This window comes from Pseudomonas sp. Ors-4-3C, from assembly GCF_055755035.1.
The window spans coordinates 3,849,610-3,874,567 of sequence record NZ_CM146900.1; the positions used below are offsets into that span (position 1 = coordinate 3,849,610).

Sequence of the window (24,958 nt, forward strand, 5' to 3'; positions counted from 1 at the left end):
AATGCATTTTCCCCTCAAGCGTCTGGCTGCTGCCAGCCTGGTTCTGGCCAGTCTCTCGTCGTTCACCCTGCCTGCTCAGGCCAACATCACCCCCGAGCAAAGCGCTGCGCTCCTCAAGACCTTCAGCGATACGACGGTCAGCGATTTTCGTCAGTTTCTCGGTGCCGTAGCCAAGAGCGATCTGAGCAAGACCGACAACCTCGCCCCGGCGATCAATGGCTTTCTCGACAACAAGACCCTGACCGCCGAACAGCAGAACGAGATCTATCGCCTGCTGGGCATCTACACCCGCGTGAAGTACGGCAAAGCTGCCCTCGAAACCCTGCGCGAACTGGTGGAAATCCCGACCTTCCAGAAAGAGGGCGTGGCCCAGCACGACAATCCGGAGTTCATCAAGATCGCCGAAAAGATCAAGAACCTGGCCGAATCGTTCAACCTGAAGTTCCGCAACGTCGACAACCGCGTCTATGAAATCTCCCTCGACGGCAGCGGCGACGAAGTTGTGGGCATTCACGCGCATGCCGACGTGGTGCCGGTCACCCCGGAAAACTGGGTACTGAAAGACGGCACCAAACTCGATCCGTTCAAAGTCACACTGATCGGCGACCGCATGTATGGCCGCGGCACCGAGGACGACAAGAACGGCATCGTCGTCGCGATGTACGCGATGAAAGTGATCAAGGAAGAAAAGCTGCCGCTGGCACGCAACTTCAAACTGCTGGTGGACACCACCGAAGAAACCTCCGGCGACGCGATCCCGTATTACTTCGAACACAACCCGACGCCGAACTACAACATGGCGCTGGACGGCGGCTATCCGGTGGTCATCGCAGAGAAAGGCTACGGCACGGTCATGGCCAACTTCCCGCTGCGCAAGGCTGAAGGCAGCGGCGCAGAAATCATCTCGATGACTGGCGGCCTGGCAACCAACCAGATTCCATCGGTTTCGGTTGCGACCCTCGTCACCGACAAGCCTGAGCAACTGGCGGCGAGCCTGCAAAAGGCCGGCAACGAGTACGCGAAAAAACACGGCAGCAACTTCGAAGTCGCGGCCAAGGTTGACGGCAAAGACGTCAAACTGACGATTACCGGTGTGTCCGCGCACTCCTCCGAGCCCGAGTCCGGCGTCAATCCGGTCGCGCGGATGCTCGACTTCATCAACAGCCTCGACGGCAAGGTGGCGCTCAAGCACAACCAGATCACCGACGCTGCACGCTATGCGTCCAACAATTGGGGCCTGGATTACCTGGGCAAGAAACTCGGCGTGGGTTTCTCCGATTCGTTCATGGGCCCGCTGACCACTTCCCTGACCTATGTGGGCGTGGACGACAAAGCCTTCAAACTGGCGGTCAACCTGCGTGTGCCGAAGGGTAAATCACCGGAGGTACTGAAGAAGGAAATCGCTGACAAACTCACGGCCTGGAGCAAGAAAACTCACGTCGCCGTGGACTTCACCTATTCGATCGCCGAACCGATGTACCGCAATCCGGAAGGCGAATGGGTGAAAGCGCTGCTGGCAGTAGCCACCGAAAACCTGGGCATGAAGCACGAGTTCGGCACGTCTGCCGGCGCAACGTCGGTGCATGAATTGCCGAACGGCGTGCAATTCGGCCTGGCCCGACCTGAAGTCAAATACACCGGCCATACCGATGGCGAGTTCAAGACGGTTGACCAGTTCCTGATGGACCTGCAGATCGTCACGGAAATGATGGGGCGTGTCGGGCAACTGCCGAAGCTCTGATAAGACACGGGCCCGTGATTCAGCGGGCCTGACGTGAAAACAAAAAAGGACCCGAAGGTCCTTTTTTGTTGCGCGACAAATACTGCACAAACAAAAACGCCGATCATCACTGATCGGCGTTTTTGTGAAATTGGAGCGGGAAACGAGACTCGAACTCGCGACCCCGACCTTGGCAAGGTCGTGCTCTACCAACTGAGCTATTCCCGCAATGGCGTCCCCTAGGGGACTCGAACCCCTGTTACCGCCGTGAAAGGGCGGTGTCCTAGGCCACTAGACGAAGGGGACAGGCTACAACTTTCACTAATAAAAACGCCGCTCACTGAGCGGCACTTTTAGAATTTGGAGCGGGAAACGAGACTCGAACTCGCGACCCCGACCTTGGCAAGGTCGTGCTCTACCAACTGAGCTATTCCCGCAAATGGCGTCCCCTAGGGGACTCGAACCCCTGTTACCGCCGTGAAAGGGCGGTGTCCTAGGCCACTAGACGAAGGGGACACGCTACCCGGAACACATGGTGTGTGTTTCGGTGTCCAGATCCGCATCCGAAGACTTGGTTCTGGTTTCACTCAGCCCCGCCCGAAAGCAGTGCCGTTTAAAATTGGAGCGGGAAACGAGACTCGAACTCGCGACCCCGACCTTGGCAAGGTCGTGCTCTACCAACTGAGCTATTCCCGCATTGGCGTCCCCTAGGGGACTCGAACCCCTGTTACCGCCGTGAAAGGGCGGTGTCCTAGGCCACTAGACGAAGGGGACACGCTACAACATTCACTCCCTGCGGCGTTTCGCTGTGTGCTTTACGCTGCAAGTGGCGCGCATTCTATGGATGGTTTGAGAGGTCGTCAACCCCCGAATATAAATTTATTTAAATCAATGACTTCGACCTGCTTTACGGGAGCATTCGGGGTTTTCCGTCGCCCGACGATTGACGCCTATATTCCGCCACTCGCCAAGACGCTATAGTCCACCGCTCAGTGATGGCAATCTGCACTTCCAGCGCCAGCATTCATATAAGCAGTGCGCAGCCGATACAGATTGAAGCTGCCGATCCAACTCGTCGAGCGGCGCTAGGCGCCTAAATGCCCAGCCACTAAACTCGCACGCGAACCCTATAAAGAGGTCTTACCGGTGACACCACTCATGATCACCCTGCTAGTCGTAGCCGGGATCGCAATTCTGATCGCCATTGGCTACATGAACCATGTGGTGGAAAACAACAAACTGGAGAAGGCCCGCACCAAGATCGAACTCAACGATCGCCTGCGCCGCTGCGGCGAACTGACCGAAACTTTCCCCGGCCAGTTCATGACCCCGGCGCTCAAGCTGTTGCTGACCCGTCTGGAACTGAACGTCTGCCAGCGCCTGCTGAACCTGGAAAAAACCAGCGCCACGACCAAAGCACGAATCACCGAACTGAGCGCACTGGTGGCCCAGGGCGAATCGATCCCGGTCAACAACCCACCGTCACCGATCCTGACCGAAGCCAAAGCCAAGGACGTCCGCTTCCTGCTCGAAGCCCTGCACGGCCAGATCACCCGCGCCGCCCACGACGGCTTCCTGCCACCAAACGAAGCCAAACACTGGATCAAAGAAGTCCGCCACATCCTGGTCTTGCTGCACATCGAATTCTTCAACAACCTCGGCCAACAATCCCTCCAACAAAACCAGCCCGGCCAGGCCCGCCTCGCCTTCGAACGCGGCGTGCAATACCTGCGCAAACAGCAAGACCCGCAGATGTACTCGGAACAACTGCAATACCTGGAAAAACTGCTGGCCCGCGCCAACGCCCAGGTCATGGACAAGATTGCTCCAGTCGAAGGCGAAGTGAACCAATTGACCGAAGGCCTCAAGGAAGTCGAAGCCGATGCGGACTGGAAAAAGAAAGTGATCTACGACTGATTGTCGAAAGTTGAAGAAAAGCCACCGAGAGGTGGCTTTTTTGTGGGTGATGGGCTGACTGCCATTGCGAACACTCAGTTAGAGATTGGTTGGCAGTAAGGCCGCCTTAGCGAGCAAGCCCGCTCCCAAAGTGGGCATGAGTTTATTCAGTTGGAGATTGGTCGGCTGTAGGGCCGCTATCGCCAGCAGGCTGGCTCCTACAGTGGGGTTGAGGGTGTTCAGTTGGAGATTGGTTGGCTGTCAGGCCGTCTTCGCGAGCAAGCCCGCTCCCACAGTGGGATTGGGGGGAGTCAGTTGGAGATTGGTCGGCTGTCAGGCCGCCATCGCTGGCAAGCCAGCTCCCACAAGATCAAGATCAAAAGATCGCAGCCTTCGGCAGCTCCTACACAGGATGAGCGCAAGCTCGGCTGCAGCTCTTGATCTTGCCGTGCCGGCCCCATCGGCAGGCTGAGTGGAGGGGTTTATCCGGGGGTGGGAGCGCAGCGACGTTTGGCGCAGCCAAACACATCGAGAGGAGGTGCAGCGAAGCAAACCGGAGGCGATGCCCCCGGATGAATCCCGCAACGAAGGAACCCGAGCCTAAGCGAGGGCCGTACGCCGGGGCCAAGCCTTTTGCTTACTTTTCGGCGTCTGGAAAAGTGAGCCGCTGTAAGAGCGGAACCATAAGAAGCCGTTACCGCAGCAACGGATATTCACACCCCCCAACCAAGAACCTGGTCGGCCCGGAGGCCGCCAAGTCAAAGCCGAAAATGCCCAACCATCCCCTTGAGCTCCCCCCCCAACCGCGCCAGCTCAACACTCGAAACCGCATTCCCCCGCATCGCAATCGAAGACTGATCCGCACTCGCGCGAATACTCGTCACACTGCGATTGATCTCCTCAGCCACCGAACTCTGCTCCTCCGCCGCCGCCGCAATCTGCTGATTCATCTGCTGAATCAGCGAAACCGCCGCCGCAATACTGCCCAACGCACTCTCCGTCTGCAGCGCATCACTGACCGCCAGCTTCACCAATTCACCACTGCTCTGAATCTGCTGCACCGACGAATGCGCTGCCGAACGCAAAGCACTGACCAGCCGCTCGATCTCCTCGGTCGATTGCTGGGTACGCCGCGCCAACGCACGAACCTCATCAGCCACCACCGCAAAACCCCTGCCCTGCTCCCCGGCCCGCGCCGCCTCGATCGCGGCGTTGAGGGCCAGCAGATTGGTCTGCTCGGCCACGCTCTTGATCACATCCAGCACCGTGCCGATGTTCTGGATCTGCGCACTGAGGCTTTCGATGCTCGAACTGGCCGACGTCGCCGAATCCGCCAGTTGTTCGATCCGCGCCATACTTTGACGCACCACTTGCTGCCCGCTCTCGACCTTGCCATCCGCCGTTTGCGCGGCCAGCGCCGCCTCCTCGGCGTTACGTGCCACGTCATGCACGGTGGCGGTCATCTGGTTCATGGCCGTGGCCACCTGCTCGGTTTCTTCCTTCTGGCTGTTGACCTCAAGGTTGGTCTGCTCGGTCACTGCGGACAGCGATTGCGCTGAACTGGCCAACTGTTCAATTCCCGCCTGCAAACCGCTGACGATCGTGCTCAGCCCGGCGCCCATCTGTTGCATCGCCAACATCAGTTGACCAATTTCATCACGACGGGTGACCTCTACCCTCGCACTCAAATCCCCGGCCGCAATCTGCTGTGCCACCCGCATCACACTGCGCAACGGCGCGACGATCAACCGGGTAATGACCCACGCGGCAATCAGTCCGACCAGCAATGCCAGCGCCGAAGAACCAATGATCAACACCGAGTTCTTCTTCAGTTCCGCCTGCATCGCGCCATCCTCTGCGCCATACGCCTGATCCACGCGCTCCATCACCTGCGCCGCGCGCTGGTGCAGCTGTTCGTAGACGGTTTTTTCCTGGGCCAGCAGGCCGGTGTACTCGGCGAGTTTGTCGTTGAAACCGGCGATGTGCCCGGACACTTCATTAAGGACCGTCAGGTAGCCCTCATCCTTGACCGTGGTCTTCAACTGCTCGGCCTGAGCCTGGGCCTGAGCGGCCTGCTCGATATTGCCCTTGCCGGCACTGTCGGCATCGCCCTTGCGGCTCTGGTCCAGACGAATTCGCGCCTCGTTCATCGCCTGCAGCATCAACCGCGACACCTGGCTGACCTGACTGGCCTGTTCGATGAACTGCGCACCGTCCTTGCCTTCGGTGTCCTTCAAGGTATACGCGCCATCATCGGCCAGCCCGGCTTGCAGCACATCCAGGTTGTTGGCCACGCTGGACACCGACCAACTGGCCATTTCCAGCGCCAGATCCTTGGCCTGGGTCAGCGAGACGAACTCATCGAAAGCCTTGCGATAGGCGCCCAATGCCTGCTCGACATCGCCCATCACCGCCACGTTGGCCGGGGATTGCGCCTTGAGTTGCGCCGCCTGGGCCAGCAAACCGTCGACACCTTCGTGCAAGGCATCGACGGTTTTCGGGTTGCTGTGCAGCGCATAGTCCTGCTCCAGCAGTCGCACCTTAAGCAACGCGCTGTTGAGTAACGACATCTGCTTCAGCCCATCGAAACGATGACTGATGGTCTGCAGGGACCAAACACCGATGGCAGCCACCAGCGCAGTCAACAGCAACACCAGCACGAACCCGATACCCAGTTTCTTCGCCATACCGAGGTTGGCAAAACGTCCTTGCACGGCGGAAATCATTGCGCTTAGTCCCCTGCCAAAGTCTGTTGCCGAAGATTCGCAACGGCCATGGAGCAGCACAAGTCTCTGGCGTCGGAATAATGGCAAAAAGCTACGCACGCGTCGTTTTCAGAACGCTTGAGGTCGATTCACACGGGTGCTGCGAAAAAACTGTCGGGCGCGCGGATCACAGGCGTAGGCGACATTGATTCGCTGCCACTCACCGACTTCGCCACTCGGACTGAAAGCCCCCGGCGCGCACAGACGCACGCCACTGCACTGCGCCTGACTGTGCAAGCGGGCAAGATCGCTCAGCGGTGCGCGGGCCCAGATGAACAGCCCGCCGCACGGCTTGCCGAAAACCTCCCAGTCGGCATCTTCCAACGCCTGTAATGCGGCAATCCGATCAGTATTCAGGCGCTGACGCTGACGCTGGACCATTTTGCGATACGCCCCATTGGCCAGGAGACTGGCCAGCACCGCCTCGTTGAAGCTCGAGGAGCCCATGCTGCTGATCATCTTCACCCGCGCCAGACGCGCAATCAGCGGGGGGTCGGCGTACACGAACCCGACGCGCAGCGAGCTGCTGAGCGTCTTGGAAAAACTGCCGACATAGATCACTCGCTCATCGAGTGCCGCCAGGCGTGTACCGTTACCATTGTGCAGGTCGGCGTAGACATCGTCTTCGATCACGCGCACATCGTGGGCGTTGCACAACTGCAGGATCTGTTGCGCCACGCCCAGTGTCAGACAGGAGCCGGTGGGATTGTGGTGGTGGCTATTGATGAACATCGCCACCGGTCGGAACTGCCTCAACAGCGTCTCCAGTGCCTGAGGATCAGGTCCGCTCGGGGTGCGACGTACTTCCAGCAATTGCACGCCATGCAGGCGCAACAGCTCGAACAACGGCGCGTATCCGGGGCTTTCGACTACGACGCAATCCCCGGACTTGAATAGCGTGCGTACGAGCAGATCAAGCGCATGGCTGGCACCGGAAGTCGTCAGGGCCTGTTCTGCCCGGGCCTGGACGCCGATCAGCCTGAGGCGCTTGACGATCTGCTCGCGCAGCGCCGGCAGCCCCAGCGGGCTGCTGTAATTGAACAGGCTCGCCATGTCGGTACGGGCCACCTCACGGATCGCGTAACTCAGGTCATCGGACTCCCGCCAGCTTTGCGGCAAGCCACCTTCGCCGAGCTTCAAACAGTTTTCTGCCGGCCCGCAGTCAATTCCGAGCAACCCGCTGCCGTGCGCGGCCACCATGAATCCGGCACCCTGGCGCGAGGCCAGAATGCCTTGCGCCACCAAGCGCTCGCAGGCCTCCGCCACACACGACTGACTGAGCAGATTGGCGCGCGCAATCTGCCTGACGGAGGGCAGCCGCGTGCTCGGCGCCACACCACTTCGCGAGATCCACTCGGTCATGCCATCAACAATCTGCTGTACGACCGGCACCATTGCCTGTCGGTCAATTCTCAATTCCATGAGCACGCAAACTCCTGTCCGTTTTGCTGGCGGCAGTAAATCACAGCCACGTCCTGCAGGCTGTGCGACAACGCCGTCAAAAGCGACCGTTCTAACCGCTTGATACAAATTGTTTAATGGTTTCACGGAACTGACAGGCAACAACGAGAAAACCCGCACGAAGGCGGGTTTTCCTGGGACTTGCGGCAAGACGTCAGAAAGCAGTGACGCCGCCATCCACGGCCAGGGAATGACCGGTGGTGAACGCCGCGCCATCACTGCACAGATACAGCACGGCGCTGGCGATTTCCTCGACTTTGCCGATGCGTCCCACCGGGTGCATCGCATTGGCGAACTCGCCTTTCTTTGGATCGGCCTCGTAGGCGCGGCGGAACATATCGGTGTCGATCACTGCCGGGCATACGGCGTTGACGCGAATTTTCTTCTTCGCATATTCGATCGCCGCCGATTTGGTCAGGCCGATGACTGCGTGTTTCGACGCCGCATAAATGCTCATCTTCGGCGCCGCACCAAGCCCCGCCACCGACGCGGTGTTGACGATCGCCCCGCCGCCCTGAGCGAGCAACAACGGCAACTGGTACTTCATGCACAACCACACACCTTTGACGTTGACGCCCATGATCGCGTCGAACTCGTCCATCGAGCCGTCGGCCAGTTTGCCTTGCTCGATTTCGATCCCGGCATTGTTGAAGGCGTAGTCCAGGCGACCGTAAGTATTGATCACCTCGTCCATCAGATTCTTCACTTCGCTTTCGACGGTAACGTTGCAGCGCACGAAGGTCGCTTCGCCACCGGCTGTACGAATCAGCGCCACCGTCCCCTCGCCCCCTGCCGCATCCAGATCGGCCACCACCAATTTCAAGCCTTCGGCGGCGAATGCCTGGGCGGTCGCCCGGCCAATACCGTTGGCTGCTCCGGTGACTACGACCACCTGGCCGGAAAACGTCATGCTCATTGTTATGTCCTCGAAGGGAAAGATGCAGGAGGTATTTGCAGAGTCGCAGCATAGCCACCGGGGGGCGCGCCCCGTCAGCACTATCAGAAGGCTGTTTATGCCTTCATCCGTCGCAGTGATAAAACCTGTCGGGGGACTATCACTGCACTGGATCATTGCGCATTCGCCGCATCAGCCAACCTTGCAGCATTGGCGTCGAGGGTCTATCAACAAGGCTTCATTCAGTTCGAGTGCCTGCCATGACCAGCCAGACCAATCGCCAGTTCCTCCTCGCCAAACGCCCGGTGGGCGCGGCGACCCGTGAGACGTTTACTTATCAGGAAGTCCCGGTCGGCGAGCCGGGCGCAGGCCAGATACTGGTGAAGAACCAATACCTGTCCCTCGACCCGGCCATGCGCGGCTGGATGAACGAGGGCAAGTCCTACATCCCGCCGGTGGCGATTGGTGAGGTCATGCGCGCCTTGGGCGTAGGCCAGGTCATCGCTTCGAACAACCCGGGCTTTGCCGTCGGGGACTACGTCAACGGCGCCCTCGGCGTGCAGGATTATTTCCTTGGCGAACCCAGAGGTTTCTACAAGGTCGATCCGAAACTGGCGCCGCTGCCGGTGTATCTGTCCGCCCTTGGCATGACCGGCATGACCGCTTACTTCGCCCTGCTCGACGTGGGCGCACCGAAGGCTGGCGACACCGTGGTGCTGTCAGGGGCTGCGGGTGCGGTGGGCAGCATTGCCGGGCAGATCGCCAAGATCAAAGGTTGCCGGGTCGTCGGTATCGCCGGTGGTGCCGACAAGTGCAAATACCTGATCGATGAACTGGGCTTCGACGGCGCCATCGACTACAAGCACGAGGACGTACTGGCCGGACTCAAGCGCGAGTGCCCGAAAGGGGTGGACGTGTACTTCGATAACGTCGGTGGCGACATTCTCGACGCAGTGCTCAGCCGCCTGGCACCGAAAGCCCGGGTGGTGATCTGCGGCGCCATCAGCCAGTACAACAACAAGGAAGCCGTCAAAGGCCCGGCCAACTACCTGTCATTGCTGGTCAACCGCGCACGTATGGAAGGCTTTGTGGTGATGGACTACGCCGCACAGTACGCCAGCGCCGCGCAGGAAATGGCCGGCTGGATGGCCAAGGGGCAGCTCAAGAGCAAGGAAGACATCGTCGAAGGTCTGCAGACCTTTCCGGAGACACTGATGAAGTTGTTCAGCGGGGAGAATTTCGGCAAGTTGGTGCTGAAGGTCTGAAACTTAACTCGACAACACCCTAAAACCATTGTGGGAGCGGGCTTGCTCGCGAAGAGGCCGTGTCAGTCGATATCAATTTCGACTGAACCACCGCATTCGCGAGCAAGCCCGCTCCCACATTGTTGGATCTTGCGTGTTTGATCAGGCCAGTTCGGCCACAACCGAAGCCAGTGCCTTGGCCGGATCCGCCGCCTGGCTGATCGGACGGCCGATCACCAGATAATCGGAACCGGCATCCAGCGCCTGACGTGGCGTCAGGATACGGCGCTGGTCATCTTGCGCACTGCCCGCCGGACGAATCCCCGGGGTCACCAATTGCAGCGACGGGTGCGCCGACTTCAATGCGGTGGCTTCCAGCGCCGAGCACACCAGACCGTCCATCCCGGCCTTCTCGGCCAGTGCCGCCAGACGCAGCACCTGCTCCTGCGGCTCGATATCCAGACCGATGCCGGCCAGGTCTTCACGTTCCATGCTGGTCAGCACGGTCACGCCGATCAGCAGCGGTTGCGGGCCGCTGCGCTTGTCCAGCTCTTCACGGCAGGCCGCCATCATGCGCAGGCCACCGGAGCAATGCACGTTGACCATCCACACACCCATCTCGGCCGCGGCTTTCACGGCCATCGCAGTGGTGTTGGGGATGTCATGGAATTTCAGGTCGAGGAACACCTCGAAGCCTTTGTCACGCAAGGTGCCGACGATTTCCGCGGCGCAACTGGTGAACAGTTCCTTGCCCACTTTGACCCGGCACAGTTTTGGGTCCAACTGGTCGGCCAGCTTCAGTGCGGCGTCACGGGTAGGGAAATCCAGGGCGACGATGATAGGAGTCTGGCAGGCGGACATGGGTGGGCTCTCAGGCAAGTCGAAATCGGCGCGCATTGTAGCGGAAGCGGCGGCGGCGCGGCACCCGATGATCGGTAAATCGTCGACGCTGGCGTGATCAGCTTAGCCTGCGGCGTTATTGTGTCGAATGCGATACACAACCGACACGCGGCCAACAAGCGTGCGCGCTAGCCTCGCCGCCCGCAACACGTCCTTACATCAGCACTTCCCGCTTTACGGCCGGACGCCTATGCTGAAACCACCACCTCGCGCCCATCTTGTGGTTGGCGGGCCTACAGGCAGATGAACAGCCCCATGCACAACACCCAAACGACCGTGATTGATGAGCAGAAAGACGACAAGCGCTGGAGCATCCGCGCGCTGATCGTCGACGACGATGTGCCGATTCGCGAGCTGATGATCGACTACCTGGCCCGCTTCAACATCCACGCCAGCGGCGTCACCGACGGCGCGGCCATGCGCCAGGCGATGCAGGCCGAGCATTTCGACGTGGTGGTCCTCGACCTGATGTTGCCCGGCGAAGACGGCCTGTCGCTGTGCCGCTGGCTGCGCGCCGAATCGGACATCCCGATCCTGATGCTCACCGCCCGCTGCGAACCCACCGACCGCATCATCGGCCTCGAACTGGGCGCTGATGACTACATGGCCAAACCGTTCGAACCACGGGAGCTGGTGGCGCGGATTCAGACCATCCTGCGCCGGGTACGTGACGATCGCACCGAACAGCGGGCCAACATCCGCTTCGACAACTGGCGCCTGAACAGCGTCCTGCGCCAGTTGATCGCCGACGATGGCCTGGTGGTGCCGCTGTCCAACGCCGAATTCCGCCTGCTCTGGGTCTTCATCGAACGCCCGCGTCGCGTACTCAGCCGCGAACAACTGCTGGACGCCGCCCGTGGCCGTTCGATCGAAGCGTTCGACCGCAGCATCGATTTGCTGGTGTCGCGCCTGCGGCAAAAACTCGGCGACGACCCGAAAGCCCCACAGTTGATCAAAACCGTGCGCGGTGAAGGTTACCTGTTCGACGCACGAGACATCGGCTGATGCGAGGGCGCTTCGACACGCTGTTCGGCCGCCTGTTTGGCATGCTGTTCGTGGCGATCGTCCTGGCGCACCTGCTGGCCTTTGCCTGGTTTCATCACTATGGCCCACCCCCACCGCCGCCCCCGCCGGAGTTTGCCGAGGGCGTCGACGGCCAACGGCCACCGCCGGATCCACGTTTCGCCCATCGCCCGCCGCGTCCGTGGTTCGGCGGCCCGCTGGTGCCGCTGACCTTCCAGTTCATCTCGTTGATGATCGCCGCGTGGTACGGCGCCAAACTGCTCAGCCGGCCGATCCAGCGCCTGAGCGACGCCGCCGAACGCCTCAGCGAAAACCTCGACAGCCCGCCGCTGGACGAGTCCGGCCCGCGTGAAGCCCGACAAGCCGCGAACACCTTCAACCTGATGCAACAACGCATTCGTGAACAGGTGCAGCAGCGAGCACGCATGCTCGGCGCCGTCTCCCACGACCTGCGCACGCCGCTGTCGCGGTTGAAGCTGCGCCTGGAACAGATCGACGACGAAAAACTGCAAGGCCAGATGCGCCAAGACCTCAACGACATGATCGGCATGCTCGACGCCACCCTCACCTACCTGCACGAACAGCGCACCAGCGAAGCGTTGCAGTTGATGGACGTGCAGGCGCTGGTCGAATCGCTGTGCGAAAACGCTCAGGATCAGGGCGCCGACGTTGACGTCAGCGGCCATTGCGCACCGTTGCAGGTGCAGCCGATGGCGCTGCGCTCGTGCATCAACAACCTGATGGACAACGCCCTGCGCTATGCAGGGCAGGCGCGAATCGAATTGCAGGATCAACGCGAGCAACTGCTGATCCGCGTGATCGACCACGGCCCGGGGATTGCCGAGGACAAGCGCGAGGCGGTGTTCGAACCGTTCTATCGCCTGGAAGGCTCGCGCAACCGCAACTCCGGCGGCGTCGGCCTGGGCATGACCATCGCCCGCGAGGCAGCGCAGCGTTTGGGTGGCCAATTGAATCTGGAAGAAACCCCGGGTGGCGGCCTGACCGCAATCATCCGCCTGCCGCGCTCCTGAGAAACACACCTATCCCCCTGTGGGAGCGGGCTTGCTCGCGAAAGCGGTGTCTCAGTCGACTTCTGTGTTGAATGATCGGCCGCCTTCGCGAGCAAGCCCGCTCCCACAGGTTTCAGTGGTGTTCACTCCATCGTGTATATCCACCGGTACAAACCCCAAATACCCAGGACAACTTGCCCCTTGAGTCTGCACAAGCCGGTACGCGAACCGGTTTGACAGTCCAAGGAGTGAGCCCATGATCGGTAGCGTCAGCAACTACACGAGCTATACCAGCACCAGCAGCACCACCCAGAACGCCCGCAGCCAGCAACTGCAAAAGCAACTGTTCGCCAAACTCGACAGCAACGGCGACGGCGCGGTGGACCAGGACGAACTGAAAAGTGCCCTGTCGCAGAAATCCGACGATGGCCTGCTGGTCAACCTGAGCAAGCAATTCGGCGATCTGGACAGCGACGACAGCGGCAGCCTCAGCGCCGAAGAAATGACCGCGATGGCGCCCCCGCCGCCTCCGCAGGATCAAGCCCCCAACACCGACCTCGCCGACGCCCTGATCAGCGCCCTCGACACCGATGGCGACGGCGCCATCAGCAGCGACGAACTGAGCACCGGCCTGACCAGCGCAGGCAGCAGCGCCGACAGCAACCAAATATTCTCGGCCCTGGACAAGAACAAAGACGGCACCGTCAGCCAGGACGAACTCACCGCCAGCCTGACCCCACCACCACCTCCGCCCCCGCAACAAGCCTCCAGCGACGCACTGTTCAGCCAACTGGATGCCGATGGTGATGGCAACATCAGCGCTACCGAACTGAGCAGTGCCCTGCAGACCAGCGACAACACCTCGACAACCAGCACCGACACCAGCGCCGCGCTGCTCAAGGTGTTGGATAGCGACAGCAGCGGTGGCGCGAGCAGCGACGAACTGAAAGCGGCGCTACAGACAGGTCGGGAACGCCCGCCCGAAGAACAGACCGCCAGCACCCAGACCACCAGCGAAGCGCTGAACCGGATGATTGCCAACTTGAGCAAACAATACTCACTCGACAATGCCGCGCCGGTGGGCAAATACCTGAATGTGGCGACCTGAGATGATGTCGTGATGGATGATCGTTTCCATGCAGCGGTGTGGGAGCGGTCATTTGGGTGTGGCCGTGACAGGCTGGTTGCCTGATATGCCTCTTCGCGAGCAGGCTCACTCCTACAATTGGATCGAGTACAGGCAGTTAGAGGTTGGTTGGCTGTAAGGCCGCCATCGCTGGCAAGCCAGCTCCCACAGGGATTGAGGCCATTCAGTTGCAGATTGGTCGGCTGTCAGGCCGCCATCGCCAGCAGGCTGGCTCCTACAGAAAAGCAAAAGCCGACCACATGCTTTTCACCACTCAACAGGATGAGCGCAAGCTCGGCTGCAGCTCTTGATCTTGCCGTGCCGGCCCCTTCGGCAGGCTGAGTGGAGGGGTTTGTCCGGGGGTGGGAGCGCAGCGACCGTTTGGCGCAGCCAAACACATCGAGAGGAGGTGCAGCGAAGCAAACCGGAGGCGATGCCCCCGGATGAATCCCGTAGCGAAGGAACCCGAGCCACAGCGAGGGCCGAACGTCGGGGCAAGCGTTTTGGGTTACTTTTTAGGCGTTTGTAAAAAGTGACTCGCCGTAAGGGCGAAACCGCCAGCCGCCACACCCAAACCAACGGATATGCCCACAACCCCAAAAAAGCCAAGGCACCTAAACCCGAGCCCGACTCTTACTCCAATCCGTCAACAAACTATAGGCCACCGCCAACAACGTAGGCCCGATAAACAACCCGATAAACCCAAAAGCAATCAACCCGCCAAACACCCCAAGCAACACAATCACCAACGGCAGATTCCCACCGCGGCTGATCAGATAAGGCTTCAACACGTTATCCACGCCACTGATGATGAACGTCCCCCAGATCCCGAGAAACACCGCCATCCCATACTCACCCTTCCACGCCAGCCAGGCTGTGGCCGGAATCCACACCAAGGGTGGCCCCATCGGAATCAGACTCAACAGAAAGGTCACGATCCCCAGCACCAGAGCCCCCGGAACCCCGGCAATCAGAAACCCGATCAACGCCAGAATCGCCTGCGCCGCCGCCGTACCGATCACCCCGTTGACCACCCGCTGCACCGTACCGGCCACCAACTCGATGTAGTACCCGGCACGCTCACCGATCAGCCGCTGCAGCAGGCTGTGAACGAACGCCGCCAATCGCGGCCCGTCGCGATAGAAAAAGAACACGAAGACAATGCTCAGGGTCAGCTCAAGGATGCCGCCACCGATCTGTGCACTGCGCGCCAGCAGCCAGTTACCCACCTGCCCCAGATACGGCTTGATCGATACCATCAGCGCCGCGCCCTGCTCATCAATGCTGTTCCAGAGGCCCACCAGACGTTCGCCCACCAACGGGATAGTCCCGAGCCAGACCGGCGCCTCAGGCAGACCGTCGACCTGCACGTCCTTGATGAAGACCGTGGCGTCGCGTACGTGATCGGCCAGGTTGAACCCCAGCCACACCAGCGGCGCCGCCACCAGCAACATCCAGCCCAGAGTCAGAATGGCTGCGGCCATCGATTCGCGGCCATTGAGCCAACGGGTCAACAGGCGCATCAGCGGCCAACTGGCAAAGGCCAGCACCGCACCCCAGAACAGCGCCGACCAGAACGGCGCCATCACCCACAGGCTGGCACCGAACAGCACCAGCAGGAGGATTTGCACCAACAGCCGATCGTTATTGAGCATGTAAAGTCTCGAAGAATTCAGTTCGTCAAAGAGTAGGCGAACACGCCACGCGCGCACGCCCGGTGCAGCTTATCGCAACAGATCGATGCGCAGGCCAGAGCCGTCGGCGCTCCCCGCCTCCATCCGCGCCGCGCGCACACCCTGGCCGATCAGCGCCTGACGCCAGGCCTCGGCCTTGGGTCCGGCAATCGTCACGCGCTGGGTGGTGTCGAGGTTCAAGCCACGGGAAATCAGCCGTAGCCAGGTGTCATCCGGATCGCCGGTCAGCTTGGGAAAGTCCAGCTCACCGGTGCTTTTGAGCTGTCGCAGCAACGTGGCCGACGTTGGCAGCAACTCGCCCAACGGTGCGCCCGCTTCAAACTGTTCGACATGCAGGTAGGCTTTGCGATTGCCGCGGGTGATGCTGTAGAGCGCCACCAGGGTGTTGTCCTTCGGCGCGGCCAGACGTAACAGCAGATAGGCCTGTTGCTCATCGGCGCCGTACAGCTTGGAATTGCCGAACACTTCATTGGCCCACAGGCTGCTTTCGCCGCAGTCGCGGGCCTGACACCAGAACAACAACTCGGCGTCCTGCTTTTGCAGGGCTTCGCGAGCGGCGGTGAAGGCTTCGGTGGCGGAATGCTCCGGGGGTAACTCATAGGTGACCGAGGTGGTCTGGCCACGCGCCGTGACCTGGCCGTCAAAGCGTAACTGGCCGCTGATCTTGCGGATCGAGCCCAGCGGATAGATCCGTTCAAGCTCCACGGGAGGGCGATAGTCGACGATCTGCGCGTCGGCCAGACGCGGCACGATCTGCAGATCCTGGCTGCCGGGCACGTCGGCGGCGAACGAAACGGAACTGAAGCAGCACAGCGCCAACAGACTGAGTGACCGCATAGTCAGGCTCATCGGATCGGCATGGCTTGGCGGGTCGGGTTCGCAGCGGTATAGAAATCCATCGTGGTTGTCTCCCATTTCAACCCGCCCAGCCTCGACAGTTGCCCGGTGCAAGTCAAGGAATGGCGAAGAAGCGATTGAAACAGTCTGCGACAAGGTCGGCACCGGACTCCTCGTTCAGGTGCAAATGGTGCCCGCCCGCCAGCTGTTCCTGGCTAAAGGGTAGACGCTCCAGCAACTCCGGATGTTTGGCCAGCATGCCGTCGGCGGCGACCACCAGTTGCGCCGGGCAAGTGATGCGCTGGACGAAGGCCATTGCCTGCTCCTGAGTCAGGCGCAGCGGTGATGGCAGGGTCAGGCGATTGTCGGTGCGCCAGGTATAACCGCCGGGCACCGGCATCAGGCCGCGTTGTGCCAACAGTTCGGCGGCTTCGCGACTGACCGCCACCAGCCCCTTCATCCGCGCGTCGATGGCACGATCGAGGGTGTGGTAGACCGGCTTGCGCTTCTCGCGCAGATCCAGCTGCGCTTGCAGGGCCATGCCCATGCGTTCGGCGGCATTTTCGCCTTTGTCCGTAGGAGGAATCACCCCGTCGATCAACGCCAGGTGAGTGATGCGCTCCGGCAACGAACCGGCCAGCACCAGCGAAACGATCGCCCCCATCGAATGCCCGAGCAGGCCGAAACGTTTCCAGCCCAGTTGCTCGGCGACCTGCAACACGTCGTGGGCGTAATCCCACAGCGCATAACCAGCGCCATTCGGCCGATGCCCGGAATGCCCGTGCCCGGCCATGTCCAGCGCGATGATGCGCAAGCCGTGGAGCTTGGGCGCCAGGCGCGCAAAGCTGTTGGCGTTGTCGAGCCAGCCATGCAGGGCAATCACCGGCAGACCGTCCTCGGGACCGAACAAGTGCGCCGCCAGTTCGATATGCGGCAGGCTCAGGCGCACTTCTTCGAAGGTCGGGTTCATGCGCAATCCTTCTGTTGGCGGCGCTCCCAGCGCGTAAACAGCTCTTTGAGCAGGCGCGCCGTGTCTTGCGGACGCTCGAGCGGGAACATGTGCCCGCCGGGCATGCTCAGCGCTTCACCCTGCGGCAGGCGCCCGACGAATCGGGTGTGATGACGCATGACCACGCGGCTCTTGTGGCCACGCACCACGGCCAGCGGCACCTGCAATTGGCGCGTGCGGCCCGGACTGGTGTGCGGCACGCCGCGATAGATACTGATTTCGGTGGCGGGGTCGAAGCGCAGACGCAGCTTGTCGCCGACCGCATGCAGCCCGTGTTGCAGGTAGGCATCGAAACATTCCGGATCGAAACCGCGAAACAGCGTCTTGCCTGCAAAATAGCTGCGCGCACTGTCGAGATCGGCGAATTCTTCACGCCGGCCCAACGTACGTCCGGCCGGGGTCAGTTTGTCGATGAAGCCGAAACGCTTGGCAGCGCGGATCACCCACTGATCGGTGCGGGTCAGTACCGGCGAGTCGAGCATGACCACACCGCGATACAACTCAGGGCAGCGCAACGCCGCGTGCAGGTGCAACACACCACCAAACGAATGGCCGACGCCCCACACCGGTTGATCCTGCTGCTGTAAATGGTGGATCAGTTCGTCGACCAGGTTGTACCAGTTGTCGTCCGCCGGGAAACGCGGGTCATGGGCATGCTGCTCCAGATGCGCGACCCGGTACTCGGGCGCCAGCGCCGCGAACAACTTGCCATAGGTGCCCGAGGGAAACCCGTTGGCGTGGGCGAAAAAGATCGGTTGCGACATGCCGGTAAATCCATGAGCGGAAAACATGCCGCTGATTGTCCGCAAGACCGCGCCCCGCAGCAATGACCGTAACTGCCAGGAATGATGACAGTCCGGTCATGGCTATGGGCACATCGAACCTCAGCGCGCCGGCGGCTGCTCGCCCAGTGGCACCACCGCCATGGTCAGGCGCGACACACAACTGGCCTTGCCTTCATCACTGGTCAGGCGGATATCCCAGACGTGGGTGGTGCGACCGATGTGAATTGGCCTGGCCACTGCAGTCACCCGCCCGCTGCGCAAGCCGCGCAAATGGTTGGCATTGATCTCCAGCCCCACGCAGTAGAACTTGCTGGCATCGATGCACAGGTAACTGGCCATCGAGCCAACGGTTTCCGCCAGCACCACCGAGGCGCCGCCATGCAGCAGACCGTAGGGTTGGTGGGTGCGGTGGTCGATGACCATGCTCGCTGTCAGCGAAGCTTCGTCGAAGGCTTCAAAACGGATATCCAGCACTTCGCCGATGGTGTTTTTCTGGATTGCATTCAACTGCTCGATGTTCGGAGTGGTGCGCCACAAGGTCATCGCAGGCTTCCTTTGTTGTTTTGATCGTCGCTCAATCCTGCCACAGCACCGCCTCGCTGCGCGCGCTCCATTCCTCAAACCGCGCACCGTAGGTGTCTTCGATGACGTTGCGCTTGATCTTCAACGTCGGTGTAAGAAAGCCGTTCTCCACCGCCCAGCTGTCCTTGACCACCACCAGCCGCCGCAGACGCTCGTGCTTGTCGAGCCCGGCGTTGACCTCTTCCAGCAGTTTTTCCAGACTCGAATGCAGACTGCCCCGCGCTTCCTCCTGATTGACCACCGACAGTACACACAAGCCCAGCGGTGCACTCAGACCATCGCCAACCACGCAGACCTGCTCGATTCGCGAATGCACCGCCAAACGGTTTTCAATTGGCGCCGGGGCCACATATTTGCCTTTGCTGGTCTTGAAGATTTCCTTGAGTCGTCCGGTCAGGCGCAAGCGCCCCTCGGCATCCTGTTCGCCCTTGTCGCCGGTACGCAGAAAGCCGTCCTCGGTCAGGGTTTCGGCAGTTTTCTGCGGTTCCTTGAAATAGCCGAGCATGTTTGCCTGACTACGCACCTGCACCTCTCCGGACTCGTCGATCCGCACCTCGACCTCCGGGCATGGCTTGCCGATCCAACCCTGTTTGTACTGGCCCGGCAGGCAGATGTGCGAGTAGCCGCAACTCTCGGTCATGCCGTAGACCTCCAGCACATCGAGGCCGAGTTTCTGATACCAGTCGAGCAGGGTCTGTGGCACCGGTGCCGCGCCGGACAGCGCCACGCGCAAGGCATCCAGCCCCAGCCCCGCCAACACCTTGCGCCCGACCCGTTTGCCAATGAATGGCAGACCAAGGAGCAAATCCAGGCGTTTAGCCGGGATATTGCCGTACACCCCCATCTGGAATTTGGTCCAGATTCTCGGCACGCCGAACATCGCGGTAGGTCGTGCTCGCTTGAGGTCGGTGATAAAGGTGTCGAGACTTTCGGCAAAGAACACGGTTTGCCCGGTGTAGATCGACGCCAGCTCGACGAACATCCGTTCGGCGACATGACACAGCGGCAGGTAGGACAGCAGCCGGTCATGCTCATTGAGCCCGAACAACCGGGTGCCGTGGGTCGTGGCGAAACCGAGATTGGCGAAGCTATGCATCACGCCTTTGGGCTGGCCGGTGGTGCCGGAGGTGTAAATGATCGTCGCCAGTTGCTCGGCAGCCGGGCGCGGATCGTCCTGGATCGGCGAGCTGCGTTGCAGGTCGTCCCAACTGAAAGCGAACTCGCCCGGCGGATGCAGCGGCAGACTGATGGTTGGCAAATCCGCCGGTACACCGACCGACATGCCCGGCCAGTCATCGAGTTTGCCGATGAACGCCAGCACACTTTCCGAATGCGTCAGGACCTGATTCACCGAGTCTGCCGTGAGGTTGGGATACAGCGGCACCGAGACGTGCCCGGCCATCCAGATCGCCAGATCGGCGATGATCCAGTGCGCGCAGTTTTTCGAGATCAGCGCGATGTGGCTGCCTTGCGGCAGTTCCCGCGCGCGCAGCCAGTGCGCGGCGCAACGGGCCTGATGACCGACATCGGCCCAGGTCAGGGTCTCGACCTGCCCGCCGCCGATGGGCTGCACGAGAAAACGCTGGCGCGGGTGCCGGGCCTCACGCTCGTAAAACACGTCCAGCGGCAAACGGAATGCGGCAGACATGCGACTCGCTCCTGTTTTTTTGGTCTGGAGCAAGCGTAGTCAACCAAGCAAGTGCTTGGTTGGAAAATTCCAACAAATAATTTCAGCCGCATGAAGAACCTGTAGGAGTGAGCCTGCTCGCGATAGCGGTGTATCAGTCAACCTCCATTTCGGCTGACAGGGCCTCATCGCGAGCAGGCTCACTCCTACAAGGGAATGGTGTCAGGGGTGCTTGAGGCTGTTGAGGGTCATCGAGCCGATCAGCAGTTCAGGGCTTTCCAGCTCAGCCAGACCGGCAGTGCCGACCTTCTCCGGCGGATACCCGGCGCCATGCTGCAGATAGCTCAGCAGATTGCCCACCAACGGGTTGTGACTGACCAGCAGCACATCACTCACCGACACCAGTTGATCCGCCACCTTGTCCGGATCGTTCTCCGGCGTCAGCCAGCCGACCGTGCGAATCTCCGGCTCGAATCCCAGGGCTTCGCGGACAATCTGTGCGGTCTGTTGCGCACGCAGGTAAGGACTGGCGTAGATCGCCGTCAGCGGCTGACCAATCAGCCGGGCCGCACTCTTCAAGGCTTCTTGACGACCGTGCCCGGTCAGTTCCCGCTCGGAGTCAGGGCACGAGCCATAAGGCACCGCCTCACCGTGACGCAACACCCAGAGTTTCATAGCTTGGGTTCCTCATCACGGGCCGGATGCGGCGCTGGCGGCACGGCGTGCGGTGCTTCGCCTTCAGGAGTACGCGGGGTTGGCCAGTCGGCGAACGGCCAGGGTTTCTGGTCGCTGTGAAAGCTGCCGAAACGGCCGATCTGCGCCAAAAACTGGCTCAGGCTGTCGCCGAAATTCATCAGGCTTGCGCTCGGCGCGCCATAAATCAAACGATAGATCAGCTGCACCAGCACCACGGCGCCGAGGATGAACTGCGCCACTTGCCAGACCAGCACATAGACGATCATCCACAGCACCCGCAGGAGGATGGATTCGTACTTGGCTTCGGTTTTCGGATCGTTCATGGCTCGCTTCCTGTTGAATCAGTTGAAACCGCTGGTGGAAATAAAGTCGACGTCGGTTTTCGGCTCGGCCCGCATCAGTAGACCGATCACCTGCTCCAGCGTGCGTCCCTCAAACAGGATCGCATGCAGCCCGGCGACCAGCGGCATGTACACGCCCACCTCCTGGGATTTGGCCTTGAGCACCTTCAGGGTGTTCACGCCTTCGGCCACTTCGCCCAGGCGCGACACTGCTTCGTCAAGGCTCAAACCCTGACCGAGGGCAAACCCGACCTGATAGTTGCGGCTCTTCGGCGACGAGCAGGTCACGATCAAATCCCCTACCCCGGCCAGACCGAGGAAGGTCATCGGGTTGGCGCCCTGATTCACCGCGAACCGAGTCATCTCGGCCAGTGCGCGGGTGATCAGCATGCTCTTGGTGTTCTCGCCCATCTCCAGCGCCACCGCCAAGCCGGCGATGATTGCGTAGACGTTTTTCAGTGCGCCGCCCAGCTCGACGCCGAATCGGTCAGCACTGGCGTAAACACGGAAGGTGCGACCGTGCAGCGCCGCCTGCACCTGTTTGCACAAATCTTCGTCCTCGCTGGCGACCACGGTGGCGGTCAGCGCGTGCTCGGCGATCTCTCGCGCCAGGTTCGGCCCGGACAGCACGCCAATGCGCGCCTGCGGGGCGATTTCTTCGAGGATCTGGCTCATCAGTTTGAAGGTGTGAGCTTCGATGCCCTTGGTCAGGCTGACCAGCATCTTGCCGCTCAGGCGCTCGGCGTGGGCGGCCAGCACCGTGCGCAATGCGCTCGAGGGCAGCGCAACGAAGCACAGCTCGCAGGCGTCGAGGGTTTCCTGCAGATCAGTGACGGCCGTCACCCCCGGCAGAATCTTGATGCCCTTGAGGTAACGCGGGTTCTCGCGGTTGACCCGGATGGCCTCGGCCTGCTCGGGGTCACGCATCCACTGCCGGACTTGATGGCCGTTCTCGGCCAAGAGATTAGCCACGGCGGTACCAAAACTTCCGCCTCCCAGGACCGCAATCGGGCGCTGTTCAGTCATATGCAATCCGTTAATCCATACCAGTGGCGATGCCGGCATTATACGGGGCGACCGAAGCGCGGCCAGCCCCTGCGTCAATTACCGGCACTTGTAGGAAGAAGACCAATAAAACCGAGGAAAATGCCCGCATCGTGACTGGAAAAGTCACTGTCCTCGGTTAACATGCGCGCCAATTCTTTGTGATCAAGGCTGTGTTGTGTCTTTTGCCTCTGCCCCCTCGCGTTCGTCGCTGTTGCTGGCGCTGTTGTTCAGCCCGGTGTTGCAGGCGGACGACCTGTTTGTCGACAGCGAAACGCTGCCGCAGGTGCTGACGGCCACGCGCCTGAAACAGACGCCGGCGGAAGTGCCGGGGAGCATGACCGTCATCGACAGTGAGCTGATCAGTGCCAGTGGCGCGCGGGACATCAGCGAGTTGCTGCGGCTGGTGCCGGGGATGATGGTCGGCAACATCAGCGGCAATCAGGCGGCGGTCAACTATCACGGGACCAACGCCAGCGAAGCGCGGCGCATGCAGGTGCTGATCGACGGCCGCTCGGTGTACCGCGCAGGCCTGGCCACGGTGGACTGGAGCGATATTCCGGTGGCCATGGAAGACATCGAACGCATCGAGGTTTTCCGTGGGCCGAACACCGTCAGCTACGGCGCCAATGCGCTGATGGCGGTGGTCAACATCATCACCCGCAACCCGGCGGACAGCCACGGCACGCGCCTGAAGGTCACCCGTGGCCAGCGCGGCATCAACGACTTCTATGCCAGCCAGGGCACGGGGTGGAATGGCGGCGACCTGCGTCTGTCGCTGTCCGGCCAGGAAGACGATGGCTTCGACAGCGACCGCACCGGCGCCGATTACCGTGACAGCCGCCGCTTGAACCGCTTCAGCCTCGCCGTCAGCCAGACCCTGAGCGACAACCAGAGCCTCGACTGGCAGATCAACGCGAAGGACGGCAGCAATCAGCGGCCCTATACCTACCGCCCGGTGTTCTCGGGGATTACCGCTGCCGGGAACAATTCCGACGTGATCGCCAAGGACTACGCCGGTTCGGTGCGCTGGAATCTCGACATCAATCCCGAGCATAGCCTTTATATACAAGGTTCGGCCCAGCACTGGGATCGCCAGCAGGTGTGGCGCGCCTGTGATGCCGAAGTGTCGTTCAGCCCGCAGCTGACGCAGCTGTGGCAACTCAACCCGAACTACACCGAACGCCTGGCGCGCAACATCACCCGTTTCACCGGCCCCGGCCCGGAAGCCGGAACGCCACAGGAAATGGCCCTGGCCAATCAGGTGCTCGACCAATGGCGCAACGGTGCCAGCCAGACCCTGTGTGGCGACATCGATCAAAGCGCCCGCGAGTCGCGCTACGATCTGGAATTGCAGGACACCCTCAGCCTGTCCGACAGCCTGCGGCTGGTCAGCGGCATGAACTATCGTTATGACCGGGCCGATTCCGAAACCTACTTCAACGGCACACTGGACGACACCACCTGGCGCGCGTTCGGCCAACTGGAGTGGCGCGCCAGCGAACATTGGCTGTTGCAGGGCGGCGCAATGTTCGAAAACACCCAACTGATCGGCAGTTCGCTGACGCCCAGATTTGCGGTCAACTATCTGATCAACCCGCGCCATGGCCTGCGCGCGGTGTACTCGGAGGCGATCCGTTCGCCGGACATGTTCGAGAACAACGTCAACTGGAGCTATCAGGTGAGCAACCTGCGGCCCTCGGCCTACGGCCAGTCCTCGGCGCGCTACTTCGTCAAGACCCGTGGCCCGGGCGATCTCGATCAGGAACACATGCGCTCGCGCGAACTGGGCTACAACGGCTATTTCGCCGAGCTGGGGCTGGCCGTGGACGTGAAGCTGTTCTACGACGAAATCACCGGGATGATCAGCGAGCCGTTGCGCAACAACCAATACATCGCCAGCAACGCCAACAGCTCACGCTTTCGCGGCACCGAAACCCAGCTCGACTGGCGCCTGAGCATGATCGATCGCCTGCGCTTCACCTACGCCTTCGTCGACGCCGAAGCGAGCAATCCGCTGGATCAGCAATTCACCTCGCGCAACAGCGGCTCTGCCGGCTGGCTGCGCGACTGGGGCCATGGCTGGAACAGCGCCCTGTTCTATTACGGCGACAACGCGCTCAATGGCTACCGCTTCGAACGGGTCGACACGCGCATCGCCAAACGCCTCCCGCTGGGCAAGGCGCAACTGCAACTGGCCGGCGTGCTGCAACAACGGCTCGACAACGAACCGACCACTTTCGTCGACAACAATTACGACGAACGCCGGGTGCTGTACTTCAGCGCCGAGCTGGAGTTCTAGG

Annotated in this window: 20 protein-coding genes, 6 tRNA genes and 1 pseudogene; 7 read left to right on the plus strand and 20 right to left on the minus strand. The window is 61.1% G+C overall.

Annotated features, from left to right (window positions below; genetic code table 11):
• Position 1: 1 nt before the first annotated feature.
• Positions 2 to 1,741 (plus strand): dipeptidase, encoded by a 1,740-nt coding sequence (locus ACVHNU_RS17295; protein ID WP_473017929.1) that lies wholly within the window; start codon positions 2 to 4, stop codon positions 1,739 to 1,741.
• Between the two features lie 131 nt (positions 1,742 to 1,872).
• Here ACVHNU_RS17295 and ACVHNU_RS17300 read toward each other — a convergent pair.
• From ACVHNU_RS17300 to ACVHNU_RS17325, 6 genes are all read right to left on the minus strand, one after another.
• A tRNA-Gly gene (locus tag ACVHNU_RS17300) sits at positions 1,873 to 1,948 on the minus strand.
• Between the two features lie 2 nt (positions 1,949 to 1,950).
• A tRNA-Glu gene (locus ACVHNU_RS17305) sits at positions 1,951 to 2,026 on the minus strand.
• Positions 2,027 to 2,081: 55 nt separating this feature from the next.
• Positions 2,082 to 2,157 (minus strand) — tRNA-Gly (locus tag ACVHNU_RS17310).
• 3 nt (positions 2,158 to 2,160) lie between these two features.
• Positions 2,161 to 2,236, minus strand: a tRNA-Glu gene (locus ACVHNU_RS17315).
• 104 nt (positions 2,237 to 2,340) lie between these two features.
• A tRNA-Gly gene (locus tag ACVHNU_RS17320) sits at positions 2,341 to 2,416 on the minus strand.
• A 2-nt stretch (positions 2,417 to 2,418) separates the two neighbouring features.
• Positions 2,419 to 2,494 (minus strand) — tRNA-Glu (locus tag ACVHNU_RS17325).
• Positions 2,495 to 2,878: 384 nt separating this feature from the next.
• On the opposite strand from ACVHNU_RS17325, the gene ACVHNU_RS17330 reads away from it, so the two are divergent.
• Positions 2,879 to 3,637 (plus strand): hypothetical protein, encoded by a 759-nt coding sequence (locus ACVHNU_RS17330; RefSeq protein ID WP_262141617.1) that lies wholly within the window; start codon positions 2,879 to 2,881, stop codon positions 3,635 to 3,637.
• Between the two features lie 737 nt (positions 3,638 to 4,374).
• Here ACVHNU_RS17330 and ACVHNU_RS17335 read toward each other — a convergent pair.
• The 4 genes and pseudogenes from ACVHNU_RS17335 to ACVHNU_RS17350 all read right to left on the minus strand — a co-directional run bounded on the left by ACVHNU_RS17335 (position 4,375) and on the right by ACVHNU_RS17350 (position 8,758).
• Positions 4,375 to 5,256, minus strand: coding sequence for a methyl-accepting chemotaxis protein (locus tag ACVHNU_RS17335; RefSeq protein WP_400498071.1), 882 nt, complete (start codon positions 5,254 to 5,256; stop codon positions 4,375 to 4,377).
• A gap of 27 nt (positions 5,257 to 5,283) precedes the next feature.
• A pseudogene (locus tag ACVHNU_RS17340) lies at positions 5,284 to 6,342 on the minus strand (methyl-accepting chemotaxis protein); the annotation flags it as partial.
• 108 nt (positions 6,343 to 6,450) lie between these two features.
• Positions 6,451 to 7,803, minus strand: a complete 1,353-nt coding sequence (locus ACVHNU_RS17345; protein WP_473017931.1) for an aminotransferase-like domain-containing protein — start codon at positions 7,801 to 7,803, stop codon at positions 6,451 to 6,453.
• A 193-nt stretch (positions 7,804 to 7,996) separates the two neighbouring features.
• Positions 7,997 to 8,758 carry an SDR family oxidoreductase gene (locus ACVHNU_RS17350; protein ID WP_473017932.1) on the minus strand — a complete coding sequence of 254 codons (762 nt, stop codon included), beginning with the start codon at positions 8,756 to 8,758 and terminating at the stop codon, positions 7,997 to 7,999.
• 239 nt (positions 8,759 to 8,997) lie between these two features.
• Between ACVHNU_RS17350 and ACVHNU_RS17355 the strand changes: the two genes are divergently transcribed.
• Complete coding sequence (locus ACVHNU_RS17355; RefSeq protein ID WP_003227119.1) at positions 8,998 to 10,002, plus strand: NADP-dependent oxidoreductase; 1,005 nt, start codon at positions 8,998 to 9,000, stop codon at positions 10,000 to 10,002.
• A gap of 141 nt (positions 10,003 to 10,143) precedes the next feature.
• Here the strand turns inward: ACVHNU_RS17355 and pyrF are convergent, their stop codons facing one another.
• Positions 10,144 to 10,842, minus strand: coding sequence for an orotidine-5'-phosphate decarboxylase (gene pyrF, locus ACVHNU_RS17360; protein WP_262141620.1), 699 nt, complete (start codon positions 10,840 to 10,842; stop codon positions 10,144 to 10,146).
• Between the two features lie 294 nt (positions 10,843 to 11,136).
• Here pyrF and ACVHNU_RS17365 point away from each other — a divergent pair, with 294 nt between their 5' ends.
• The 3 genes from ACVHNU_RS17365 (at position 11,137) to xopAW (ending at position 14,022) form a co-directional block, all read left to right on the plus strand.
• The gene (locus tag ACVHNU_RS17365) at positions 11,137 to 11,886 is read left to right on the plus strand and encodes a response regulator (protein WP_003227123.1); all 750 of its coding nucleotides are present in this window, start codon (positions 11,137 to 11,139) and stop codon (positions 11,884 to 11,886) included.
• Complete coding sequence (locus ACVHNU_RS17370) at positions 11,886 to 12,935, plus strand: sensor histidine kinase (RefSeq protein ID WP_003227125.1); 1,050 nt, start codon at positions 11,886 to 11,888, stop codon at positions 12,933 to 12,935. The genes ACVHNU_RS17365 and ACVHNU_RS17370 overlap by 1 nt, the downstream gene beginning before the upstream one ends.
• Positions 12,936 to 13,170: 235 nt before the next feature.
• Complete coding sequence (gene xopAW / locus ACVHNU_RS17375; protein ID WP_473017934.1) at positions 13,171 to 14,022, plus strand: XopAW family type III secretion system calcium-binding effector; 852 nt, start codon at positions 13,171 to 13,173, stop codon at positions 14,020 to 14,022.
• A 632-nt stretch (positions 14,023 to 14,654) separates the two neighbouring features.
• Here the strand turns inward: xopAW and ACVHNU_RS17380 are convergent.
• The 9 genes from ACVHNU_RS17380 to ACVHNU_RS17420 form a co-directional block, all read right to left on the minus strand.
• Positions 14,655 to 15,695 (minus strand): AI-2E family transporter, encoded by a 1,041-nt coding sequence (locus ACVHNU_RS17380; protein ID WP_473017935.1) that lies wholly within the window; start codon positions 15,693 to 15,695, stop codon positions 14,655 to 14,657.
• Positions 15,696 to 15,764: 69 nt separating this feature from the next.
• The gene (locus ACVHNU_RS17385) at positions 15,765 to 16,571 is read right to left on the minus strand and encodes a DUF4892 domain-containing protein (protein ID WP_103485472.1); all 807 of its coding nucleotides are present in this window, start codon (positions 16,569 to 16,571) and stop codon (positions 15,765 to 15,767) included.
• A gap of 115 nt (positions 16,572 to 16,686) precedes the next feature.
• A complete protein-coding gene (locus ACVHNU_RS17390; protein ID WP_473017937.1) occupies positions 16,687 to 17,541 on the minus strand; it encodes an alpha/beta hydrolase in 855 nt (284 codons plus the stop codon).
• Positions 17,538 to 18,344, minus strand: coding sequence for an alpha/beta fold hydrolase (locus ACVHNU_RS17395; protein ID WP_003227131.1), 807 nt, complete (start codon positions 18,342 to 18,344; stop codon positions 17,538 to 17,540). Before ACVHNU_RS17395 ends, ACVHNU_RS17390 begins: the two co-directional genes overlap by 4 nt.
• A 120-nt stretch (positions 18,345 to 18,464) precedes the next feature.
• Positions 18,465 to 18,908, minus strand: a complete 444-nt coding sequence (locus ACVHNU_RS17400; protein WP_103522001.1) for a hotdog fold thioesterase — start codon at positions 18,906 to 18,908, stop codon at positions 18,465 to 18,467.
• 31 nt (positions 18,909 to 18,939) lie between these two features.
• Positions 18,940 to 20,595, minus strand: coding sequence for an AMP-binding protein (locus ACVHNU_RS17405; protein WP_473017938.1), 1,656 nt, complete (start codon positions 20,593 to 20,595; stop codon positions 18,940 to 18,942).
• A 201-nt stretch (positions 20,596 to 20,796) separates the two neighbouring features.
• Positions 20,797 to 21,249 (minus strand): phosphohistidine phosphatase SixA, encoded by a 453-nt coding sequence (gene sixA, locus ACVHNU_RS17410; protein WP_473017939.1) that lies wholly within the window; start codon positions 21,247 to 21,249, stop codon positions 20,797 to 20,799.
• Positions 21,246 to 21,593 carry a DUF4389 domain-containing protein gene (locus ACVHNU_RS17415; RefSeq protein ID WP_095137170.1) on the minus strand — a complete coding sequence of 116 codons (348 nt, stop codon included), beginning with the start codon at positions 21,591 to 21,593 and terminating at the stop codon, positions 21,246 to 21,248. The genes sixA and ACVHNU_RS17415 overlap by 4 nt, the downstream gene beginning before the upstream one ends.
• An 18-nt stretch (positions 21,594 to 21,611) precedes the next feature.
• Positions 21,612 to 22,637, minus strand: coding sequence for an NAD(P)H-dependent glycerol-3-phosphate dehydrogenase (locus tag ACVHNU_RS17420; RefSeq protein ID WP_473017940.1), 1,026 nt, complete (start codon positions 22,635 to 22,637; stop codon positions 21,612 to 21,614).
• Between the two features lie 196 nt (positions 22,638 to 22,833).
• On the opposite strand from ACVHNU_RS17420, the gene ACVHNU_RS17425 reads away from it, so the two are divergent.
• Complete coding sequence (locus tag ACVHNU_RS17425; RefSeq protein ID WP_473017941.1) at positions 22,834 to 24,957, plus strand: TonB-dependent receptor plug domain-containing protein; 2,124 nt, start codon at positions 22,834 to 22,836, stop codon at positions 24,955 to 24,957.
• The last annotated feature ends 1 nt before the right edge of the window (position 24,958 follow it).

Coding starts and splice junctions, on each gene's coding strand:
- pyrF (WP_262141620.1), bottom strand. CDS start 10,842: ATGTCCGCCTGCCAGACTCCTATCATCGTCGCCCTGGATTTCCCTACC.
- ACVHNU_RS17355 (WP_003227119.1), top strand. CDS start 8,998: ATGACCAGCCAGACCAATCGCCAGTTCCTCCTCGCCAAACGCCCGGTG.
- ACVHNU_RS17335 (WP_400498071.1), bottom strand. CDS start 5,256: ATGTTGGCGATGCAACAGATGGGCGCCGGGCTGAGCACGATCGTCAGC.
- ACVHNU_RS17390 (WP_473017937.1), bottom strand. CDS start 17,541: ATGAACCCGACCTTCGAAGAAGTGCGCCTGAGCCTGCCGCATATCGAA.
- ACVHNU_RS17395 (WP_003227131.1), bottom strand. CDS start 18,344: ATGTCGCAACCGATCTTTTTCGCCCACGCCAACGGGTTTCCCTCGGGC.
- ACVHNU_RS17415 (WP_095137170.1), bottom strand. CDS start 21,593: ATGAACGATCCGAAAACCGAAGCCAAGTACGAATCCATCCTCCTGCGG.
- ACVHNU_RS17350 (WP_473017932.1), bottom strand. CDS start 8,758: ATGAGCATGACGTTTTCCGGCCAGGTGGTCGTAGTCACCGGAGCAGCC.
- ACVHNU_RS17370 (WP_003227125.1), top strand. CDS start 11,886: ATGCGAGGGCGCTTCGACACGCTGTTCGGCCGCCTGTTTGGCATGCTG.
- xopAW (WP_473017934.1), top strand. CDS start 13,171: ATGATCGGTAGCGTCAGCAACTACACGAGCTATACCAGCACCAGCAGC.
- ACVHNU_RS17365 (WP_003227123.1), top strand. CDS start 11,137: ATGCACAACACCCAAACGACCGTGATTGATGAGCAGAAAGACGACAAG.
- ACVHNU_RS17405 (WP_473017938.1), bottom strand. CDS start 20,595: ATGTCTGCCGCATTCCGTTTGCCGCTGGACGTGTTTTACGAGCGTGAG.
- ACVHNU_RS17380 (WP_473017935.1), bottom strand. CDS start 15,695: ATGCTCAATAACGATCGGCTGTTGGTGCAAATCCTCCTGCTGGTGCTG.
- ACVHNU_RS17420 (WP_473017940.1), bottom strand. CDS start 22,637: ATGACTGAACAGCGCCCGATTGCGGTCCTGGGAGGCGGAAGTTTTGGT.
- ACVHNU_RS17295 (WP_473017929.1), top strand. CDS start 2: ATGCATTTTCCCCTCAAGCGTCTGGCTGCTGCCAGCCTGGTTCTGGCC.
- sixA (WP_473017939.1), bottom strand. CDS start 21,249: ATGAAACTCTGGGTGTTGCGTCACGGTGAGGCGGTGCCTTATGGCTCG.
- ACVHNU_RS17400 (WP_103522001.1), bottom strand. CDS start 18,908: ATGACCTTGTGGCGCACCACTCCGAACATCGAGCAGTTGAATGCAATC.
- ACVHNU_RS17345 (WP_473017931.1), bottom strand. CDS start 7,803: ATGGAATTGAGAATTGACCGACAGGCAATGGTGCCGGTCGTACAGCAG.
- ACVHNU_RS17330 (WP_262141617.1), top strand. CDS start 2,879: ATGATCACCCTGCTAGTCGTAGCCGGGATCGCAATTCTGATCGCCATT.
- ACVHNU_RS17385 (WP_103485472.1), bottom strand. CDS start 16,571: ATGCGGTCACTCAGTCTGTTGGCGCTGTGCTGCTTCAGTTCCGTTTCG.